The organism is Herbaspirillum sp. RTI4 (assembly GCF_034313965.1).
Taxonomy (GTDB): Bacteria; Pseudomonadota; Gammaproteobacteria; order Burkholderiales; family Burkholderiaceae_D; genus Herbaspirillum.
The window spans coordinates 2,766,054-2,786,194 of sequence record NZ_JAVIWQ010000002.1; the positions used below are offsets into that span (position 1 = coordinate 2,766,054).

The following is a 20,141-nucleotide window of genomic DNA, read 5'->3' on the forward strand; positions in this document are numbered from 1 at the left end:
GAACGCTTTTTCTTTGCGGGAATTCCCTTCACGTCAATATAGCTATCAACTTAGTAAGGACCCCATAGCTGTCACTGAGTTAATGCTTGACGACGAGTGGGTCGCCACCTTCCAGTTTTTTTACAACGGCATTATCCAACACGATTTCATCTTCAGTCAGAGGCACTGGCTGCCGCTCTAAAGCGACTTCAAGTACTTTATCGATCCAGCGAACCGGAATGATTTCAAGCTTGTTTTTAACGTTATCAGGTATCTCAGCCAGATCTTTGACATTCTGCTCAGGGATCATGACCGTCTTGATTCCACCACGATGCGCCGCCAGCAATTTCTCTTTCAAACCACCAATCGCCAGAACTTCCCCACGCAAAGTAATTTCACCCGTCATTGCCACATCGGCACGCACCGGGATACCGGTAAATACCGATACCATTGCCAAAGTCATCCCAACGCCAGCGGATGGTCCATCTTTAGGTGTTGCACCTTCAGGAACGTGAATGTGGATATCGCTCTTTTCAAAAGCCTCATTCTTGATGCCCCATTTGGCAGCACGACTGCGCATGACAGTACGCGCGGCTTCGATAGACTCTTTCATCACATCACCTAAGGTGCCGGTTCGGATGGTATTGCCTTTACCCGGCATCTTGACGGCTTCGATGGTCAACAGCTCACCACCGACTTCAGTCCATGCAAGGCCGACAACCTGTCCAACCTGATTTTCTTTTTCAGCTACGCCAAAATCGAAACGTCGCACACCAAGGAATTTGTCAATATTGCGAGAAGTGATAGCAACTTTTTTCTCCTGCTTCTTCAGCAAGAGCATTTTGACAACTTTGCGGCAAATTTTGGAGATTTCACGCTCGAGTGAACGTACGCCTGCTTCGCGTGTGTAATAACGGATGATGTCCCGGATTGCGCTCTCAGCAATGCTGATTTCGTCCGCTTTCAGACCATTATTCTTGATCTGCTTCTGCATCAGGTAACGCTGTGCGATACCTGTTTTTTCATCTTCCGTATAACCGGACAAGCGAATGACTTCCATCCGATCCAGCAATGCAGGCGGGATGTTGAACGAATTTGACGTCGCAACAAACATCACATCGGACAAATCGAAATCGACTTCGATGTAATGGTCCGAAAACGTATGGTTCTGCTCAGGGTCCAGTACTTCCAGCAAAGCAGATGCAGGATCACCCCTGAAATCCGTTCCCAGTTTGTCAATTTCATCGAGCAGGAACAAGGGATTACGCACGCCGGCCTTGGACAGGCTTTGCAAAATCTTGCCCGGCATCGAGCCAATATAAGTCCGGCGATGACCACGAATTTCTGCCTCATCGCGCACACCACCTAAAGCCATGCGGACAAACTTGCGGTTAGTTGCTTTTGCAATCGACTGACCGAGAGAGGTCTTACCGACACCGGGAGGACCGACAAAACACAGAATCGGCGCTTTCAGTTTTTCCACGCGCTGTTGAACGGCAAGGTATTCCAGAATGCGTTCTTTTACCTTATCGAGTCCGTAATGGTCGCCGTCGAGTACTTTTTCAGCATTCGCCAGTTCATTATTGACCTTCGATTTTTTCTTCCATGGCAGTCCGACCAAGGTGTCGATGTAGTTCCGCACCACGGTAGCTTCAGCTGACATCGGCGACATCAGCTTGAGCTTTTTCAATTCGCTTTGTGCTTTTTCGAGCGCTTCCTTCGGCATTTTTGCCGCCAGAATTTTCTTTTCCAGCTCTTCCAGATCGGCGCCGTCTTCGCCTTCTCCCAGCTCTTTCTGGATCGCCTTCACTTGCTCGTTCAAATAGTATTCGCGTTGCGATTTTTCCATCTGCCGCTTAACACGGCCGCGGATACGCTTTTCCACCTGCAGAATATCAAGCTCACCTTCAAGCTGACCGAGCAAATGCTCATGCCGCTTGGCGACATTGAAAATTTCAAGAATGACTTGTTTCTGCTCCAGCTTGAGCGGCAAATGCGCGGCGATCGTATCGGCCAGACGGCCGGCATCATCAATCCCCGATAAAGAGGTCAGAATCTCAGGTGGGATTTTTTTATTCAGTTTGACGTACTGGTCAAATTGCTGAACGATGGTGCGACGCATTGCCTCCACCTCGGCACCAGTGCCCTGCTCCGATTCTATTGGGGTCAGGTCAGCGACAAAATGGGTATCGAGTTCGACAATATGATGAATCCGTGCGCGTTGCGCCCCTTCAACCAGAACCTTGACGGTACCGTCGGGCAATTTCAACATTTGCAGAATATTAGCGACGCAACCGATTTCGTAAATATCATCGGGAGAAGGCTCATCCTTGGCGGCGGCTTTCTGCGCTGCCAGCATGATGCTTTTGCCTTGCTCCATCGCGGCTTCCAGCGCCTTGATCGATTTTGGTCGTCCCACGAACAGGGGAATGACCATGTGAGGAAACACTACAACATCCCGCAACGGCAGCAGTGGCAGTTGGGTTTGTTCAGTAAGAGTAGAAGTTATCATGGCGTGCCCTATCAAAAATACTTGTTAATGATGTTGGCGCGAACAAGCAAAATACAAGCCCAAACTTCAATATAACCCGGCCTCCCCGGTTTGCAAAAACGACAGCATGTAAAACTTAGTCAACTTATCTGCTCCAAATTTTTCCACGGAAGCTGCCAAGACCTGAAGTCAGGCTATCGGGCGGACCTGAAAATGCAGCGCGCAAACGCTACATCTGCGTCAGGCTGCTCCGCCCGATACCTTTGGCTGCTCGTGGTAGATCAGCAGCGGCTTGGCACCGTTAGTGATGGTATTTTCATCAATCACGACCTTGGCAACATTTTGCTCGCTGGGCAATTCGTACATGACATCAAGCAAAGCATGCTCAAGAATGGAACGCAATCCGCGAGCACCCGTTTTACGTGCCAATGCCTTTTTGGCAATTGCTTGCAGGGCGGCAGGACGAATTTCCAGTTCCGCGCCCTCCATTTGCAATAGTTTGGAATATTGCTTGATCAAGGCATTTTTAGGTTCCAGCAAAATCTGAATCAGCGCTTCTTCATTTAACTCGTTGAGCGCAGCGATCACCGGCAAACGACCGACCAGCTCAGGAATCAAGCCAAATTTGACCAAGTCATCCGGTTCTGCATTGAGCAATACCTCACTGGCAGTCTTGACGGACTGGCTTTTGACATTGGCCGAAAATCCAATTCCGCTTTTCTCTGAACGCTCGGAAATAATTTTAGTGAGGCCATCAAACGCGCCACCACAAATGAACATGATGTTGGTGGTATCAATCTGAACGAAATCCTGGTTAGGATGCTTGCGTCCGCCCTGTGGTGGCACAGAGGCCATCGTTCCCTCGATCAGCTTGAGCAGCGCCTGTTGCACGCCTTCACCGGAGACATCACGCGTAATTGACGGATTGTCTGACTTACGAGAAATCTTATCGATTTCATCGATATAAACAATACCGCGTTGGGCTTTTTCAACTTCGTAATTACAATTTTGCAATAACTTCTGGATGATGTTTTCAACATCTTCGCCCACATAACCAGCTTCGGTCAGTGTGGTGGCATCGGCGATCACGAACGGCACGTTCAACATGCGCGCAAGAGTTTGCGCCAGCAGTGTCTTGCCGGAACCAGTCGGGCCAACCAGCAGAATATTGCTTTTTGCCAGCTCAACATCATCTTTCTTGCCGAGATGCTTGAGGCGCTTGTAGTGGTTGTACACCGCCACAGCCAAAATGCGCTTGGCGTTGGACTGCCCGATCACGTACTGATCCAGCAAGCCGCTAATTTCCTGAGGCGTCGGCAATTCCGACTTGGTGCCGGCAACTGCTTCGATGCTCGTCGCTTCATCACGAATGATGTCATTGCACAAGTCGATACATTCGTCGCAAACGAACACCGATGGGCCTGCAATCAGCTTTTTAACTTCGTGTTGGCTCTTGCCGCAGAACGAGCAATAAAGCAGCTTTTCACCAGTGGTAGATTTTTTATCAGACATAGGGACAACTATCAGTAGGGTTCAGGTTCGATCATACCTGCGAATCACGAATTCGTCTCGGCACGCAAAGGCTTGGCAGCAGTATGACATCACAGCCTCATGTCGCGGTCAGAATATTCTCCCCACGACACTTGCAATGCTGACAATACCGACGATTTTACCGAAAAAATAAAATGCCCGAAGTACCTACCTTCGGGCATGACAGCCTCGCATATTTTATGCAGGGATGCAGACTTTAGTGAATCAAACGTTCACGGCACCATTTCAGCCGCGATGCGTAAGCACCTTATCGATTAAGCCATATTCGACCGATTGATCGGCAGACATGAAATTATCGCGATCAGTATCTTTACCGATTTGTTCCAAAGTCTTGCCAGTTTGCTCGGCCAAAATAGTATTGAGCCGTTCACGCAGATACAAAATTTCCCGCGCCTGAATTTCAATATCGGAGGCTTGACCTTGAGCGCCACCCAGTGGCTGATGAATCATGATCCGCGAATTAGGCAAGGAAAAGCGTTTTCCTTTGGCACCTGCCGCCAGGAGGAATGCCCCCATGGAAGCAGCCAGACCGGTACACAAGGTCGACACATCTGGCTTGATAAATTGCATCGTATCGAAAATCGCCATACCAGCCGATACCGAACCGCCTGGGGAATTAATGTAGAGCGAAATATCCTTGTCTGGATTTTCGCTTTCCAGAAACAGCAATTGCGCAACAATCACATTGGCAGTGGCGTCGTTGACCGGTCCCACCAGGAAAATAACGCGTTCTTTAAGCAAACGCGAATAAATATCGTAAGCGCGTTCGCCGCGGCCGCTTTGCTCGATGACCATCGGCACCATACCGAGCATTTGCGTATCCAGTGCGGATTGGCCTTGCGGCAAACCGTATTGTGCTGTGAAACCTGTCATGTGCTTTCCCTCAATGTCGTCAGAATGATCCGCGAGAAAAGCGCGAATTGGCGAACGAGCTAATTAAGCTTGCGCCCGGTTGTTACCCATCAACTCATCAAACGCGATGGCTTTCTCGGTAACTTTCGATTTACTCAACACATACTTGACGACGTTTTCCTCTAAAACAAGAGCTTCAACTTCAGCCAGACGGCTGCGGTCGCTAAAATAGTACTTCAGCACTTGCTGTGGGTCATCGTAGCTTTGAGCGAAATCTTCGATCTGCGCCTTAACCTGGTCTGCAGTCGCTTCCAGTTTATTCACCTTAACAACTTCACCCAGAATCAAACCCAGACGAACGCGACGCTCGGCTTGGGCCGTAAACAATTCCTTAGGCAATTGCATATTCTTGGCGTCCATACCGCGCTGCGCCATGTCTTGGCGAGCCATTTCAGCCAGCCGCTCGACATCTTGCTCAACCAGCGCCTTAGGCACATCCAGCTCACAGGCCTTGATCAGCGCATCCATCACGCTGTCTTTGGTCTTGGCCTTGGTGCGCGAGCTCACTTCGCGTTCCAGATTGCGCTTGATATCTTCGCGCATTTTGGCCAGATCGCCGTCTTCCACACCCAGCGAACGAGCAAATTCAGCATCAACTTCAGGCAGATGCGCCCATTCGATGCGCTTCATGGTGATCGTGAAATCGGCAGTCTTGCCGGCGACGTCTTTGCCGTGATAATCGGCAGGAAACGCCAATGGGAATGTCTTGGCTTCGGACACTTTCAGTCCGGTAGCGGCTGCTTCAAACTCTGGCAGCATGCGACCTTCGCCCAGCACAAACTGATAGTCATCCGCTTTGCCGCCCTGAAATTCAACGCCGTCAATGATGCCGACGAAGTCAACCGTGACGCGATCGCCGCTCTTGGCAGCCGGATCACCACCGTCGCCGTGCGCACCCTGCTCGCCCTTGACGTGGTAATGCACACGTTGCTTGCGCAGGATATCGACGGTCTTGTCAATTTCCGCGTCAGAAACCGCGGCAACAGCTTGCTCCACTTCAGCAGCAGCCAAATCGCCGATGGCGACTTCCGGATAAATTTCAAAAGTGGCTTCGAAGGAAACGAAACCTTCTGGCGCGCCTTCGCTGGTCTTTGGCTCGATCTTTGGATAACCGGCTACGCGCAGGGTATTTTCGCTGGTCGCGTCGCTGAAAGCCTGACCAACCTTGTCGTTAAGTACTTCGCTTTCGATCTGATAACCATATTGCGCGGCAACCATCTTCATCGGCACTTTGCCCGGACGGAAGCCAGGTGCCTTGGCGGTGCGCGCGCGCACTTTCAGGCGTTTGTCCACTTCAGCCTGTACATCGGCCAGAGGAAAGGTCAGTGTGAGACGGCGCTCAAGTTTGCTCAAGGTTTCGACAGCTGTTGCCATGTGAATCGTCCAGAAATAATAGGGGAATTTGGTGGTGCGACAATGACTGGAGCGGCTCTAAGACCCGCGTCCCCCAACCCTGCCCTGTCGCGCTAAGTCCGCTATTTTATACGTAAAAAGACCTGCTTGCGCCAAAACTGTAACAGGCAGCCCTGCAGGAGCGCTTTATGCGGCATGTCAGCCCTTGGCCAGCAATGAAAAACGTGCCACCGATACCCCATTCACCTCGATGATTTCATGGAATACCGAGTGAGGCCTGATCCAGACTGAACCGTCGGCCGCTCTATAGACCACCATCGGCGACAGATTTTCCTCTAGCAAGGCATCGTACAAAAATTCGTAAATTCCGCCCTTGTAATGACGATAGAGAGTCATGGGTATGTCGTCCTGAAAAATGGCAATGGATTAATGTGGGTAATGCGACTGGCGGTGTGGCCCTGTTCCGACGAAAAATCGAAAATGCCACAGCACTTGATGTACAGAAGGGGACTTGCAGATAGAGACGGAGAGGGAATCGTCGGCTAATTTTGTTCAGCAGTGAATAGAATTCCACGCCGTGACAGTAGGAAACCGCTTGCCTGTGAAAATGATCTTGGTGCAGGTAGTCAGACTCGAACTGACACGACCAAAGTCGCAACGACCTAAACGTTGTGCGTCTACCAATTTCGCCATACCTGCAGTCAAGCCGGCTATTTTAACCATTCCACCGAATGTTGGGTAGTAAAATCTCTAGAGAAAAGGGAGGGGAATTGTCCGCCCGCTTTTACCGCACCAGCGTTCGTAGTTCCAAGCGCCATGTCGCACAAAGCGGAAGCCCGATAAAATCAAGCGCGGTTTGCGCCCAACTCACTTAAAGACGATTAGAGACGATTAGATACGATTAGAGACGAGTCCCAAGCCCAAGGCCGTACACTCCGATTCACCGATGCATGCCATGCAGATTCCACTCACTCCGTCTGCTAACGTACATTCCCTTACCGCACTTTCCCCCACTTTGCCGCCCATGCCCGTCGATCACTACGAAAATTTCCCCGTTGCCTCCGTCCTGCTCCCCGCGCATCTGCGTCCCGCCGTCAAAGCCATCTACGCCTTCGCCCGCACCGCCGACGACATTGCCGACGAGGGTGATGCCACCCCGGAACAGCGGCTGGCCTCTCTGCAAGCCTATGACATCGAACTGGATCGCATCGCCGTCGGTGCCGCAAGCAGCCAGCCACTGTTTCAGGCGCTGGCCGACACCATCCAGCAATATCGACTGCCGCTGGCACCGCTACGCGCCCTGCTCTCGGCATTCAGCCAGGATGTCAGCGTCACGCGCTATGCCAGCTATACCGACTTGCTCGACTACTGCGCCCGCTCGGCCAACCCGGTTGGTGTGCTGATGCTGCACCTGTATGGCGCAGCAACGGAACAAAACCTGCGTGAGTCAGACGCCATTTGCTCCGCCCTGCAACTGATTAATTTCGTGCAAGACGTCGCCATCGACTGGCGCAAAGAACGGATTTATTTACCGGGAGAAGACCTGCTGCGCTTCGGCCTGACACCAGACGATATCGCCCGAGGCCATACCGACGAGCGCTGGCGTGGATTCATGCAATTTCAGATCGACCGCTGCCGGACGCTGATGCTCTCCGGCGCACCGCTGGCATTGCGCCTGCCGGGACGCATAGGCTGGGAATTACGGCTGGTCGTGCAAGGCGGCTTGCGGATACTGGAACGCATCACCGCCGTTGACGGCGACATTTTCAACCAGCGCCCGCAACTGAGATTACCGGACTGGCTCATCATCTTCTGGCGCGCCACTCGCATGCGCCACTGAAGCCGACAGCCCGTACTTGCCAGTCAAAATGGACGAAAACCAGACCGACAAGTAGCAGAACGCCTATCTGATCAGCTTAGCAATTTAGCCGCCAGAGCAGCGCCAGCGCGGCTATTCGAAGGACGCCCCAGATGACTGGAAATAAAACGCCCCGCCTCCACCACGGCGTTCAGATCGACCCCGGTTTCAATCCCCAGTCCCTGCATCAGATACAGCACATCTTCCGTCGCCACATTGCCGGTCGCGCCCTTGGCGTAAGGACAGCCGCCCAGACCTGCTACCGACGAATGGTAAATCGTGATCCCCACTTCCAGGCTGGCATAAATATTGGCCAGCGCCTGACCGTAGGTATCGTGAAAATGAGCCGATAAACGCTCAATCGGAAACTCGCGGATCGCGCTTTCCATCACCGGGCGCACCCGGTTGGCCGTCGCCACACCGATCGTGTCGGCGATATCGATCTCATCGCAGCCAAGATCACGCAAACGACGCACCACGTCGGCCACTGCCTCAGTAGACACCTCGCCCTGATAAGGACAGCCAAACGCGCAGCTAAGCGCGCCGCGCAGCAACTTGCCATGACGCTTGGCCGCCTCCGCCACCGGACGAAAACGCTCAATCGATTCGGCAATCGAGCAATTGATATTTTTCTGTGAAAACGCCTCGGAAGCCGCGCCGAAGATCACTATCTCGTCCACGTTGGCCGCCAGCGCTGCTTCCAGCCCCTGCATATTCGGCGCCAGTGCCGAATAAATCGTGCCCGGCCGTCGCCGTATCCCGGCCATCACTTCGACCGAAGAAGCCATCTGCGGCACCCACTTCGGTGACACAAACGAAGCCGCTTCCACATTGACGAAACCGGCATCGCTCAGGAGATCGATCAACGCGATTTTGACCTCGGCGGAAATCGCCGTTTTTTCATTTTGCAAGCCGTCGCGGGGACCGACTTCAACGATTTTTACCTTGCTGGGAAGCGCCATAAAAAACTCCGGTAAGACAAACAAAATATAAAAAACCGCTGACTGTCTGCGGCAATAAAAAAGATTTACCTCTAGGCCCTACCCTATTCCTGATCCCACATCGCGTGCAGCAGATCACCTAAAGAAGCGGAGCAGCGTCGGCCAGACCGACACTGCCCCGTGGTCAAGCCTGTCCGGGGGCCTCAATGCTGCAACGGGCATCGATACCCGAAGCGCGTGGGCGCAGGCCGAGTTTATCCAGCAAGACACGGTCGTCATCCACCTCAGGATTACCGGTAGTCAACAACTTATCACCGTAAAAGATCGAATTGGCGCCGGCCAGAAAGCACAGGGCCTGCACCGCTTCGCCCATTTCGCGCCGTCCGGCCGACATGCGCACGCGCGCCTTCGGCATGGTGATGCGGGCAACGGCGACGGTACGCACGAATTCCAGCGGATCGAGCGCATCGATTCCGTGCAGAGGAGTGCCTTCCACTTGCACCAGATGATTGACCGGCACCGATTCAGGATAAGGATCCAGATTCGCCAATTGCGCAATCAGTCCGGCGCGCTGCAAACGCGACTCGCCCATGCCGACGATGCCGCCACAGCAGACCTTGATGCCGGCGTCGCGCACGCTGGAAAGGGTATCGAGCCGATGCTGATAATCGCGGGTAGAAATGATGTCGCCGTAAATTTCCGGCGCGGTATCGAGGTTGTGATTGTAGTAATCGAGGCCCGCCAGTTTCAGTCGATCTGCCTGACCTTCGCCCAGCATGCCCAGCGTAGCGCAGGTTTCCAGCCCCATCGCCTTCACCTCGCGCACCATTTCTTCCACTTTTTCCAGATCACGGTCCTTCGGCTCGCGCCATGCCGCGCCCATGCAAAAACGGGTCGCGCCATGCGCCTTGGCCTGCGCCGCTGCGGCCAGCACTTCTTCCAACGGCAGCATTTTCTGCGCGGTAACGCCGGTATCGTAGCGCGCCGCCTGCGGGCAATAGCCACAGTCTTCCGGGCAACCGCCGGTCTTGATTGACAGCAGCGTCGCCAGCTCGACTTCGCCAGCGTCAAAATTTTCGCGATGCACCTGCTGGGCGCGGAACAGCAAATCGTTGAACGGCAAATCGAACAAGGCCGCAATGGCCTCCAGCGGCCAAACGGCATCCGGCATGGTCAAAGGCTGGACAGCCGCTTGTGGTTGAAAGTGCATGGTTTGAGTCGTCATGGAGCAGTCCTTCTGTTCAAAATAGGGGAGAAAACACACCGGCGGGCCAGGCCGCCAGCGATGAAAAATCAATATGTGCAGCGGCCGCAGCCGCCGTCGGCACCGACAATCGGGGAACGCAACCGAGCAGCGGAGCCGGCAATCGTGTCGCCAGCGTGTGCAAGGTACCGTCCATGTGAGCCAGATCGGCATCAATCACATTCGCCACCCAGCCCGCCAGCGGCAAACCGCGTGCGGCAATCGCTTGCGCGGTCAGCACAGCATGATTGATGCAGCCCAGCCGCAAGCCGACTACCAGAATCACCGGCAGCGCCAGCGCTTGCGCCAGATCAGCGGTATCGACCTCGTCGTTGAGCGGCACGGCAAAACCGCCCACGCCCTCCACCACCACCACATCGGCCATCGCGCTCACCTGCGCATGGCAGTGCAGTATATGCGCAATGTCGATGTACTTTCCTTCGGCAGCAGCGGCAAGATGCGGTGCCGTGGCCTCGCGCATGAGATAAGGATTCATCCACGCAGACGGCACCGACACACTGGATGCTGCACATAATCGGCCAACGTCGTCGTTATGCCAGGCATCGTCACGCCATTGCGCGCCGGAAGCTACCGGCTTCATGCCGGCAGCGCGCACACCGTTGGCGGCAAGCGCATGCAGGAGCGCGGTGGCAATCAGGGTTTTGCCGATATCGGTATCGGTGCCGGCAATGAACCAGGAGGCAGAGGGACGCGGCGGCATCAGTCCTGCTCCATGACCTGAGAAAACACGGCGTGGGTGCGGGCGGCCAGCAAATCGACTTCGGCGTCATCCAAAATATAGGGCGGCATCAAATACACCGTACGGCCGATGGGACGCAGCAATAACTCCTGCTTCAGCGCCTCGGCGAAAAAGCGGCGGGAAAACCCGGCTGCCGCGGCCGAATCCGCCTCCAGCACCGCATCGAAGGCCCAGATCATGCCGCACTGCCGGAAATGGCGCACCCGGGCATCGTCCTTGAGCGGCTGCAACGCGGCCGTCAAACGCGCTGCCAGACGGCGATTAGCGGTCAGCGTCTGATCTTGCTCGAAAATCGCCAGCGTCGCCAGCGCCGCCCGACATGCCAGCGGATTACCGGTATAGGAATGCGAATGCAAAAATCCACGCCGCACGTCGGCGTCATAAAACTGCTGATAAATCTCGCTGCGCGTCATCACCAGCGATAAAGGCAGGTAGCCACCGCTGATGCCTTTGGACAGACACAGAAAATCGGGCCAGATGGCGGCCTGCTCGCAGGCAAAGAAAGTCCCGGTGCGGCCGCAACCGACAGCAATTTCATCGGCGATCAAATGCACCTGATAGCGGTCGCACAAGACGCGCACTCTTTGCAGATAGACCGGATCGTGCATCGCCATACCGGTAGCGCATTGCACCAGCGGCTCGACGATCAGGGCGGCGATTTTTCCTTCGCGCTGCTGAAACAGCAATTCCAGCGCATCGGCAGCGCGGTGTGCCACATCGGCCGCAGATTCGCCCGCCCCGGCCAGCCGCGCATCGGGCGACGGAACCACATGCACGGCGCGTAGCAACGGGCCATAGGCGTCGCGGAACAAGGCCACATCGGTCACTGCCAGCGCACCGATGGTTTCGCCGTGATAGGCCCCTTGCAGGCAAACGAATTCCTGTTTTTCCGACTGCCCCGCATTGCGCCAGGCGTGAAAACTCATCTTCAAGGCAATTTCTACTGCCGACGCGCCATCGGAGGCATAAAAACAATGCCCCAGCACATTGCCGGTCAGCGCCGACAACTGCTCCGACAAAGCCACCACCGGCTCATGCGTAAAACCGGCGAGCATGGCGTGTTCCAGCCGGTCGAGCTGATCTTTCAGCGCGGCGTTGATACGCGGATTGGCATGTCCGAACAGATTGACCCACCAGGAACTGATGGCGTCGAGATAGCGCTTGCCGTCGGTATCGTGCAACCACGCGCCGCGCCCATGACTGACGGCGATCAGTGGTGTCGTTTCATGGTGTTGCATCTGGGTACAGGGGTGCCAGACGCTGTGCAGACTGCGGCTGACCAGATCGGCGGGCGGAAGTGGCGTCATACGGATTCCTTGGCAAAATCACTGGCAGCCAACGCATGCAGCGCCGCCAGCAATTTCGCGACATGGTCGCTGGTGTGTAATGCCGACAAGGTAATGCGCAAGCGCGCCGTTCCCTTTGGCACAGTGGGCGGGCGAATCGCCGGCACCCAGATGCCGCGCACCTTGAGCGCCTCCATCAAGGCCACGGCAGTATGGTTGTCACCAACGATCAAGGCGTGTATCGCGGTTTCCGACGGCAGCAATTGCCACGGCAAGCCCTGCAGGCCAGCCGTCAGTTGCAGGCGTAGTTCCTGAATCCGGCGGCGTCGCCAGCTATCCCGGGCAATTACCCGCAGACTGGCGGATAAGGCGCAGGCCAGCGGCGGCGGCGTACCGGTTGTAAAAACGTAGGTGCGCGCCCGCTGCAATAACCACTCGATCACATCGGCCTGACCCGCCACGAAAGCGCCATGCACCCCCGCCGCCTTGCCCAAGGTGCCCATGTAAATGATCCGTTCCGAGACCAAGCCGCAATGCGACAGACTGCCGCGCCCCTGTTCGCCCAGTACGCCAAAGCCGTGGGCGTCGTCGATCAGCAGCCAGGCATCGTACTTTTCACACAGCGCCAGCAAGGCCGCCAGGGGGGCGATATCGCCATCCATGCTGAAAACGGCGTCGGTAGCGACCAACTTGCGTGTATGTGTGCTGCTGGCCAGCAGCCGTTCCAGCGCCGCGACGTCGCCGTGCGGATAACGTTTGATCTCGGCCCGCGACAGCCGGGCGCCATCGATCAGGCAGGCGTGGTTGAGCCGGTCGGAAAATACCGCATCGCCCACGCCGACGAGCGCCGGAATCACACCCAGATTAGCCATGTAGCCGCTGGAAAAATGCAGCGCGCGTGGCAGTTGCACGAAAGCGGCAAGTTCGTTTTCCAGCGCCTCATGCGCGCTGGAATGCCCGCTGACCAGCGCCGATGCGCCCGCGCCGATGCCGAATTGCGCCATGCCCTGCTGCGCGGCGGCGACCAGTTCCGGGTGGTTGGCCAGACCCAGATAATCGTTGCTGCAAAAGGCCAGATAGCGCTGGCCGTCGATGTCGAGATAGGCGTTCTGCGGGCTGCTCACGATACGCCGGGTGCGCAGCAAGCCTTGTTCCTTCAGTTGCGCCAGTGACGCATGAAAATCAGGCATGGGTGGATATCTCCGATGGGGGGCTTGCCAGCGCAAATTGCAGCGACAGCGTTTCCAGTCCGCGATAAACCGGATTGTGGTGCCAGACCGGCGGGGCCGTATCGCGCAATTGCAATAGCGGCAATCGCTGCATCAAGCCCTCGAAAGCTATTTGCGCTTCCAGATAGGTGAGCGTGGCACCGATGCAAACATGCGGCCCGTAGCCGAAGGACAAGTGATTACCTTCATTACGTGCGATATCGAGTCGGTCTGGGTCGGTGAATTTGTGGGGGTCACGATTGGCCGCGCCGATCAGGGGCAGCACCAGATCGCCTTTTTTCATGTGGAAACCGTGTAAATCGATATCGGTTTTGAGGCGGCGTCCGGTGTATTGCACCGGGCTGTCATAGCGCAGCAATTCCCGGAGCGCCGAGGACATCAAGGCCGGTTGCGCTTGTAGCTGTTGCCATTGGGTCGGGTGCTGTAGGAAGGCCAGCAGGCCGTTGCCCAGCAGATTGCGCGTGGTTTCGTGACCGGCGAACAAGAAGGTGCAGCATTGCGCCAGCAATTCCTTGGTGGTGATAATTTCTCCGTTGCGCTCGGCTTGGATCAGCAGACTAAGCAGATCGTCGCCCGGATCCTGCCGCCGTTGCGCAATCAGCGGAATGAAGAAGGCCTCCATCGCCACCAGCGCAGTCTGCGCCCGCCAAGCCAGTTCCAGCGTCGGCGTCGGGCTACCGATGAAGGCGGCAATCTCATCCGACCAGCCGACAAAATCGGCCTGTTCGCTTTGGTGGCAGCGATCGATTCCCAGCATGGCGGCAATCACCAGTGCTGGTAGCGGGCGGGCGAATTGCGCCATCAGTTCGCAGCCAGCTTGCTCCGGTTTTGCGTTGCTATTGGCGTTGGTGGTGGCGTTAGTGGTGGACTGATTCGTGATTTTATCGAGCAGGGTATCGACGATTTGCCTAATGCGCGGCGCCCATGTCTGCAAGCGGCCCGGCTTGAAACCCACCTGCATCGCTTGCCGCACCCGCGTGTGCTGCGGGCCGTCCATGAACAGCAGGGAGCGCGCGAAAATCCGTTTGAATTCGCGCAACTCGGCGCGTAGCTCTGCGCGGGAGCGGCCGATGCCGCTCTTGTTTGCGTCACTGCTATTAATCCAGCCCCCCGCCCGCTGCACCGAAAACCGGGGATCGCGTAGCGCCAGGGCCACATCGTCGTAAGCAGTCAACAGCCATGCGCCGCCGCAAAATTGCGTACTCCATTGCACCGGACCGCTCTGGCGCAAGCGGGCATATCCGGGGTAAGGGTCACGGTGTAGATCGCGTTCGGTCGTCAACGGCATCCGGTTCCAATCAGGGTGAAGATTTTGGCAAAGGCATCGGGGGTAGACATCAGGGGGTAGACGTTGAGCGCACGTCCTCCACGCCATACCGGCCAATGACAGCCGGCAGCGAGGGGCGAATTTTACAGAAATATTTGAGCGCAGCCGGAAATGCCGGCACTGGCTGCTTACATTCGGAAAATTCCGAAGCGGGTATCGGCAATCGGGGCGTTAAGCGCGGCGCTCAAGCCCAGCCCCAATACTTTGCGCGTATCGGCCGGATCAATCACGCCATCGTCCCACAGGCGCGCCGAAGCGTAGTAGGGATGACCCTGATGTTCGTATTGCTCGCGGATCGGTGACTTGAATGCGGCCTCTTCCTCTGCCGTCCACTGCCCGCCCCGAGTTTCGATGCCGTCGCGTTTGACGGTGGCCAGTACGCTGGCGGCTTGTTCCCCGCCCATGACGGAAATACGGGCGTTCGGCCACATCCATAAAAAGCGCGGCGCAAACGCTCTGCCGCACATGCCGTAGTTGCCGGCACCAAAACTGCCGCCGATGATCATCGTCAGTTTCGGTACGGCAGCGGTGGAGACGGCCGTGACCATCTTGGCACCATTGCGGGCGATGCCTTCGTTTTCATATTTGCGTCCGACCATGAAGCCCATGATGTTTTGCAGGAAAATCAGCGGGATTTTGCGCTGGCAGCATAGTTCGATGAAATGCGCGCCCTTGAGCGCGGCTTCAGAAAACAAAATGCCGTTGTTGGCGATAATCCCTACCGGCATGCCATGCAGATGGGCGAAACCGCAAATCAGCGTGGTGCCATAGCGGGCTTTGAATTCGTCGAAGCAACTGCCGTCAACGATGCGGGCGATGACCTGACGCACATCGAAGGGTTTGCGCGTATCGGCTGGAACGATGCCGTACAGTTCCTGCGCCGGATACAGCGGCTCCTGCGATTCGCGCAAGGCCAGCGTGGACGGTTTGCGGCGATTGAGATTGCCGACGATGTCGCGCACGATGGAAAGCGCGTGCTGGTCGTTTTGCGCCAGATGGTCGGCCACGCCGGACAACCGGGTATGCACATCGCCGCCGCCGAGATCTTCGGCGCTGACCACTTCGCCGGTAGCCGCCTTCACCAGCGGCGGCCCGGCCAGGAAAATCGTACCCTGATCCTTGACGATAATCGATTCGTCGCTCATGGCCGGCACATAGGCCCCGCCGGCGGTGCAGGAACCCATGACGGCAGCGATTTGCGGAATGCCTTGCGCGGACAAATTGGCCTGATTGAAGAAAATTCGCCCGAAATGGTCCCGATCCGGGAATACCTCGTCCTGATTCGGCAAATTCGCGCCGCCGCTATCGACCAGATAAATGCAGGGCAGCGCATTGGCGGCGGCGATTTCCTGCGCCCGCAGATGTTTTTTGACCGTCATCGGATAGTAAGTGCCGCCCTTGACCGTAGCGTCGTTGCAGACAATCACGCATTCCTGCCCGGAAATACGGCCGATGCCGGTGAGAATACCGGCCGACGGCGCGGAATCGCTGCCGTCCTTGTCGGGATACATGGCATAGGCCGCCAGTTGCGAAAATTCCAGAAAGGGCGTGCCCGGATCGAGCAGCATATTGACCCGGTCACGCGGCAGCAGCTTGCCGCGCGCCAGATGCTTGCTGCGCGCCGCCTCACCGCCGCCTTGCTCGATTACCGCAATTTTTTGCTTCAGATCGTCGACGATGGCTTGCATCGCGGCGCTATTGGCTTGGAATTCCTCGCTACGCGTGTTGAGTGTGCTTTCGATGTGCGGCATGTTCTTACCCTTCTCTTTATCAGATGAATCGCAGGCAGGTCTCCGGCTTGTTGTGGCAACAATTCAGAAGTAGTGGGAGCGATTCTACTTTACGTTAACGTAAAGTAAGGGGGAAGGCGGAACTATTTTTTTGACAGCCTCCGGCTTGGCGCGGATATACCCGATACGCATGGTATCGTTTGCGTCGCGAAGCTTCGGCCGACGGCCGCAGGACTTTCCACCTCACCGCGACAATAATCAATATCAATGAAGGGCAGAATCGTGGATCAAATTAGTGAAATTGAAAAACTGCAGGTGCAAGTCAGTTTGTTGAAAACGCTGGTGACGGCGCTTTGCCGGCTGCAAGACCCGAAAAAAGCAGATATGGAATTGCAGTTATTTGAATTAATGACCGAAAACGTGCGGATCGCGCTGGCCAATACGCCCGAAAGCGATGCCTTCCTTTCGCATTTCGATGCAGAGCGCACTTCCTTGCTTGAAATTATTAAGTTGCGCTGAAAAAAGCCCCCCATCCTCCCAGGCAATCGCGGAGCGCACCGGTGGTGCGGCTCCGCAACTCGTCACGCTCCTCCGACTTATTTCTTACTTTGGAAATATTTCAAACGCCTCACCGACCTTCATGGCGATCAGTTCATAGAGCGAGTGCTCAGGATTAGGGCCTGCATGCGAATAGTCCGGTTGCCGATCCTTAATTATGCCGTCAGGAGCGGGTACGAACTGCATCCATTCTTCGTAGCCGGGGTGCTCTTTCAGATTGCGGTTCAACTCGTTTAAAAATTCTTCTTTACTGACTTGGGTTTTTGACATGGTGAGCTCCTGGAAACATGGCTTCCATCGTAACATGCGCGCCTGTCCCTACAGGGCTAAAACGCGTCCTGCGCCCCTTCGCCATCGAACTATCCGCATTTATTCCCTTTTGTTGTGTTGTGGCGCATGCGCGTCGGTCTGCAATACGGCAGAAGCTGCGTCGCAATCAGCAGCCCTCCCCGGTTTTCGTTTGCAGCCCCTTTTTTCTTCCCTTTTTAAATACTTAAAATGCTCGTTTGACACACTGATATATTAGTGTTTTAATGTGAAAAATAGTGCAGCAGGCCGACTGAATCGATCCAATTTCCTCAGAAAACCGGCTGACACAGAACAACAAATGATGTTGCCCCTTAATTCTGGAGACAAGATGAAAATGCTGACTTACGTACGGAATAAAAAAATTCTCCTTTGCAAGAGCGCACTGTGAGTGCGGCAGATAACATCAGGTCAGCGATCGGCTCTGCAGCCAAAAAAACCAATACCCGATGGGGCATCCTGGCCGTATTGTTTTGCATCACGGTCATCAACTACGCTGACCGCGCCACGATTTCCATCGCCGGTGCCGCCATTTCCAAGGATCTCGGCCTGACGCCCATCACCATGGGCTACATTTTTTCCGCCTTCGGCTGGGCTTATGTGCTGGCGCAATTACCCGGCGGCGGCCTGCTCGATAAATTCGGATCGAAGAAGGTCTATGCCTTCAGTATTTTTCTCTGGTCTCTGTTCACCTTATTACAAGGAGCCGTCGGATTCTTCACTGGCGGGGCCGCCATCGCGCTCTTATTTTTCCTGCGATTTGCCGTCGGCGCAGCCGAAGCGCCATCGTTTCCGGCCAACAGCCGCATCGTCGCCACCTGGTTTCCGGCACATGAGCGCGGCACCGCTTCGGCCATTTTCAACTCGGCCCAATACGCCGCCACGGTTCTGTTTGCTCCCCTGATGGGTTGGCTGGTGCATTCCTATGGCTGGCACTCGGTGTTCTTTCTGATGGGGATCATGGGTCTGCTATTCGTCGTGATCTGGAACAAGCTGGTGTACAGCCCGATCGACCACCCCCGCATCAACCGCGCCGAACTGGACTATCTCGAAGCAGGCGGCGCTCTCACCCGCATAGACGAAACGAGTCAGACGAAAAAGAAGGAGCCGATGCTGGGCTACATCAAGCAACTAATGAGCAACCGCATGATGGTCGGCATCTATATCGCGCAATACTGCATCAATGCACTGACGTATTTTTTCATTACCTGGTTTCCGGTGTACCTGGTGCAGGCACGCGGCATGTCGATACTGAAAGCCGGCATGGTGGCCTCGATTCCCGCCATCTGCGGATTCACCGGCGGCATTCTGGGCGGCATCCTGTCCGACTGGCTGCTGCGTCGCTATTCGCTCACCATCGCGCGCAAAGTGCCTATCGTGCTGGGGATGCTGTTGTCGATGAGCATCGTCATCTGCAACTACACCGATTCGCAAACGCTGGTGGTCTTGTTCATGGCACTGTCCTTTTTCGGCAAGGGGCTGGGCGCGCTCGGCTGGGCGGTCAATTCCGATACCGCACCCAAGCAAATCGCCGGACTGAGCGGCGGCGTGCTCAATATGTGCGGCAACCTGTCTAGCATCTCCACCCCTATCGCCATCGGCTACATCGTCAGCGGCACCGGCTCGTTCAATGGCGCGCTGGTCTACGTCGGACTGCATGCGCTGGTGGCGGTCATTTGCTATGTGTTTGTGGTCGGCGAAATCAAGCGTGTCGAGCTGAAGTAGACAAATCACCCACTGCACGAACAGACGGCTGCCCACTGAATTTCAGGGGTAGCCGTTGTGCTATCTGCCCGGGCCAAAGGCGCGCTGTTTGCTGATGAAAAGTAAGAGCATCGTTTTCGGCGATTGACTCGGCCTCGAAAATTATCTATATTTCACCTCAGCTTAAGGATGCAGCAGGAGAGATCGCCCACGCGGGCGGCGCCGAAGGGGAATCGCCCCGAAAACTCTCAGGCAAAAGGACTACTGCATTGACAAGCTCTCTGGAGAGAAGGCACCGGACAACACCGGCCGCCTCGCCGAAGGAGGTGAAACGACTGACCTGATCCGAAACGATCCCTGGCCAATCCGCTCGCCACACTATCTCAGGCAAAAGAACAGAGGGGGCGCCACCGGCCGTGATGGTCAGGCGCACCCGCGTTCCGAAAGCCCCCGCTTTCGCCCGCCCGTTTCCTGATCTGATAACGGCTTTTTTCAGCCCCACATTCAGCCCCAGGAAACCGCATGAACCAGCTCAAATTTACCGCCTCCCACGAATGGCTGCGTCAGGAAACAGACGGCAGCATCACCATCGGCATCACTGATTTTGCGCAAAGCGAACTGGGCGGCATCGTCTTCGTCCAGTTGCCCGCTGTCGGCGACACCCTGGCGCAAGGCGCAGAAGCGGCCGTCATCGAATCGGTGAAAGTCGCCGGCGAAATCAACATGCCGCTGGCCGGCACCGTACTCACCGTCAACGCCGCACTGGAAGCCGATCCCTCCATCGTCAACGACTCGCCGCAGGACGCCGGCTGGTTTTTCACCTTCAAACCGGACAACCCCGCCGCGCTCGATGCCCTGCTGGACGACGCGGCGTACCAACAATTAATCAGCAACCATTCTTGAGCCGGAGCCG

General features: G+C 55.9%; 17 protein-coding genes, 1 tRNA gene and 1 riboswitch. Of the genes, 4 read left to right on the forward strand and 14 right to left on the reverse strand.

What is annotated here, in order from left to right; all coding sequences use genetic code 11:
- Positions 1–79 precede the first annotated feature (79 nt).
- From lon to RGU70_RS12295, 6 genes are all read right to left on the reverse strand, one after another.
- On the reverse strand, positions 80–2,491 hold the full coding sequence (gene lon, locus RGU70_RS12270) for an endopeptidase La (protein WP_322209679.1): 2,412 nt from the start codon (positions 2,489–2,491) through the stop codon (positions 80–82).
- A gap of 219 nt (positions 2,492–2,710) precedes the next feature.
- The gene (clpX, locus tag RGU70_RS12275) at positions 2,711–3,982 is read right to left on the reverse strand and encodes an ATP-dependent Clp protease ATP-binding subunit ClpX (protein ID WP_322209680.1); all 1,272 of its coding nucleotides are present in this window, start codon (positions 3,980–3,982) and stop codon (positions 2,711–2,713) included.
- A 264-nt stretch (positions 3,983–4,246) separates the two neighbouring features.
- On the reverse strand, positions 4,247–4,894 hold the full coding sequence (gene clpP / locus RGU70_RS12280; RefSeq protein WP_322209681.1) for an ATP-dependent Clp endopeptidase proteolytic subunit ClpP: 648 nt from the start codon (positions 4,892–4,894) through the stop codon (positions 4,247–4,249).
- 63 nt (positions 4,895–4,957) lie between these two features.
- Positions 4,958–6,307: a trigger factor gene (gene tig, locus RGU70_RS12285; protein ID WP_322209682.1), complete on the reverse strand. Its 1,350-nt coding sequence runs from the start codon at positions 6,305–6,307 to the stop codon at positions 4,958–4,960.
- A 177-nt stretch (positions 6,308–6,484) separates the two neighbouring features.
- Positions 6,485–6,682 carry a DUF1653 domain-containing protein gene (locus RGU70_RS12290; RefSeq protein ID WP_322209683.1) on the reverse strand — a complete coding sequence of 66 codons (198 nt, stop codon included), beginning with the start codon at positions 6,680–6,682 and terminating at the stop codon, positions 6,485–6,487.
- A gap of 218 nt (positions 6,683–6,900) precedes the next feature.
- Positions 6,901–6,985, reverse strand: a tRNA-Leu gene (locus tag RGU70_RS12295).
- Between the two features lie 325 nt (positions 6,986–7,310).
- Here RGU70_RS12295 and hpnC point away from each other — a divergent pair.
- The gene (gene hpnC, locus RGU70_RS12300) at positions 7,311–8,126 is read left to right on the forward strand and encodes a squalene synthase HpnC (protein ID WP_322210797.1); all 816 of its coding nucleotides are present in this window, start codon (positions 7,311–7,313) and stop codon (positions 8,124–8,126) included.
- Between the two features lie 71 nt (positions 8,127–8,197).
- On the opposite strand, the gene RGU70_RS12305 is transcribed toward hpnC, so the two are convergent.
- From RGU70_RS12305 to RGU70_RS12335, 7 genes are all read right to left on the reverse strand, one after another.
- On the reverse strand, positions 8,198–9,106 hold the full coding sequence (locus RGU70_RS12305; protein ID WP_322209684.1) for a hydroxymethylglutaryl-CoA lyase: 909 nt from the start codon (positions 9,104–9,106) through the stop codon (positions 8,198–8,200).
- A 163-nt stretch (positions 9,107–9,269) separates the two neighbouring features.
- Positions 9,270–10,295: a biotin synthase BioB gene (bioB, locus tag RGU70_RS12310; RefSeq protein ID WP_416186566.1), complete on the reverse strand. Its 1,026-nt coding sequence runs from the start codon at positions 10,293–10,295 to the stop codon at positions 9,270–9,272.
- A gap of 31 nt (positions 10,296–10,326) precedes the next feature.
- Positions 10,327–11,049 (reverse strand): dethiobiotin synthase, encoded by a 723-nt coding sequence (gene bioD / locus RGU70_RS12315; RefSeq protein WP_322209686.1) that lies wholly within the window; start codon positions 11,047–11,049, stop codon positions 10,327–10,329.
- Positions 11,049–12,395, reverse strand: coding sequence for an adenosylmethionine--8-amino-7-oxononanoate transaminase (gene bioA / locus RGU70_RS12320; RefSeq protein ID WP_322209687.1), 1,347 nt, complete (start codon positions 12,393–12,395; stop codon positions 11,049–11,051). The genes bioD and bioA overlap by 1 nt, the downstream gene beginning before the upstream one ends.
- Positions 12,392–13,564, reverse strand: coding sequence for an 8-amino-7-oxononanoate synthase (bioF, locus tag RGU70_RS12325; RefSeq protein ID WP_322209688.1), 1,173 nt, complete (start codon positions 13,562–13,564; stop codon positions 12,392–12,394). The genes bioA and bioF overlap by 4 nt, the downstream gene beginning before the upstream one ends.
- Entirely contained in the window at positions 13,557–14,891 is a 1,335-nt protein-coding gene (locus RGU70_RS12330; protein ID WP_322209689.1) for a cytochrome P450, read from the reverse strand. Before RGU70_RS12330 ends, bioF begins: the two co-directional genes overlap by 8 nt.
- Positions 14,892–15,058: 167 nt before the next feature.
- Positions 15,059–16,681: a carboxyl transferase domain-containing protein gene (locus RGU70_RS12335; RefSeq protein ID WP_322209690.1), complete on the reverse strand. Its 1,623-nt coding sequence runs from the start codon at positions 16,679–16,681 to the stop codon at positions 15,059–15,061.
- Positions 16,682–16,942: 261 nt separating this feature from the next.
- Here RGU70_RS12335 and RGU70_RS12340 point away from each other — a divergent pair, with 261 nt between their 5' ends.
- Positions 16,943–17,179, forward strand: coding sequence for a hypothetical protein (locus RGU70_RS12340; protein ID WP_322209692.1), 237 nt, complete (start codon positions 16,943–16,945; stop codon positions 17,177–17,179).
- A gap of 84 nt (positions 17,180–17,263) precedes the next feature.
- On the opposite strand, the gene RGU70_RS12345 is transcribed toward RGU70_RS12340, so the two are convergent.
- A complete protein-coding gene (locus RGU70_RS12345) occupies positions 17,264–17,488 on the reverse strand; it encodes a hypothetical protein (RefSeq protein WP_322209693.1) in 225 nt (74 codons plus the stop codon).
- A gap of 423 nt (positions 17,489–17,911) precedes the next feature.
- Here RGU70_RS12345 and RGU70_RS12350 point away from each other — a divergent pair, with 423 nt between their 5' ends.
- Both RGU70_RS12350 and gcvH read left to right on the forward strand, forming a co-directional pair.
- Positions 17,912–19,249 carry an MFS transporter gene (locus RGU70_RS12350; protein WP_322209694.1) on the forward strand — a complete coding sequence of 446 codons (1,338 nt, stop codon included), beginning with the start codon at positions 17,912–17,914 and terminating at the stop codon, positions 19,247–19,249.
- Positions 19,250–19,413: 164 nt separating this feature from the next.
- Positions 19,414–19,502, forward strand: a riboswitch (glycine riboswitch).
- 248 nt (positions 19,503–19,750) lie between these two features.
- A complete protein-coding gene (gene gcvH, locus RGU70_RS12355; protein ID WP_322209695.1) occupies positions 19,751–20,131 on the forward strand; it encodes a glycine cleavage system protein GcvH in 381 nt (126 codons plus the stop codon).
- Positions 20,132–20,141 lie beyond the last annotated feature (10 nt).

Excerpts from the sequence above, each read along its gene's own strand:
- bioB (WP_416186566.1), bottom strand. The coding sequence starts at position 10,295 with ATGCACTTTCAACCACAAGCGGCTGTCCAGCCTTTGACCATGCCGGAT.
- clpX (WP_322209680.1), bottom strand. The coding sequence starts at position 3,982 with ATGTCTGATAAAAAATCTACCACTGGTGAAAAGCTGCTTTATTGCTCG.
- clpP (WP_322209681.1), bottom strand. The coding sequence starts at position 4,894 with ATGACAGGTTTCACAGCACAATACGGTTTGCCGCAAGGCCAATCCGCA.
- RGU70_RS12330 (WP_322209689.1), bottom strand. The coding sequence starts at position 14,891 with ATGCCGTTGACGACCGAACGCGATCTACACCGTGACCCTTACCCCGGA.
- RGU70_RS12305 (WP_322209684.1), bottom strand. The coding sequence starts at position 9,106 with ATGGCGCTTCCCAGCAAGGTAAAAATCGTTGAAGTCGGTCCCCGCGAC.
- RGU70_RS12335 (WP_322209690.1), bottom strand. The coding sequence starts at position 16,681 with ATGCCGCACATCGAAAGCACACTCAACACGCGTAGCGAGGAATTCCAA.
- bioA (WP_322209687.1), bottom strand. The coding sequence starts at position 12,395 with ATGACGCCACTTCCGCCCGCCGATCTGGTCAGCCGCAGTCTGCACAGC.
- RGU70_RS12345 (WP_322209693.1), bottom strand. The coding sequence starts at position 17,488 with ATGTCAAAAACCCAAGTCAGTAAAGAAGAATTTTTAAACGAGTTGAAC.
- RGU70_RS12290 (WP_322209683.1), bottom strand. The coding sequence starts at position 6,682 with ATGACTCTCTATCGTCATTACAAGGGCGGAATTTACGAATTTTTGTAC.
- tig (WP_322209682.1), bottom strand. The coding sequence starts at position 6,307 with ATGGCAACAGCTGTCGAAACCTTGAGCAAACTTGAGCGCCGTCTCACA.
- gcvH (WP_322209695.1), top strand. The coding sequence starts at position 19,751 with ATGAACCAGCTCAAATTTACCGCCTCCCACGAATGGCTGCGTCAGGAA.
- hpnC (WP_322210797.1), top strand. The coding sequence starts at position 7,311 with ATGCCCGTCGATCACTACGAAAATTTCCCCGTTGCCTCCGTCCTGCTC.
- bioD (WP_322209686.1), bottom strand. The coding sequence starts at position 11,049 with ATGCCGCCGCGTCCCTCTGCCTCCTGGTTCATTGCCGGCACCGATACC.
- lon (WP_322209679.1), bottom strand. The coding sequence starts at position 2,491 with ATGATAACTTCTACTCTTACTGAACAAACCCAACTGCCACTGCTGCCG.
- bioF (WP_322209688.1), bottom strand. The coding sequence starts at position 13,564 with ATGCCTGATTTTCATGCGTCACTGGCGCAACTGAAGGAACAAGGCTTG.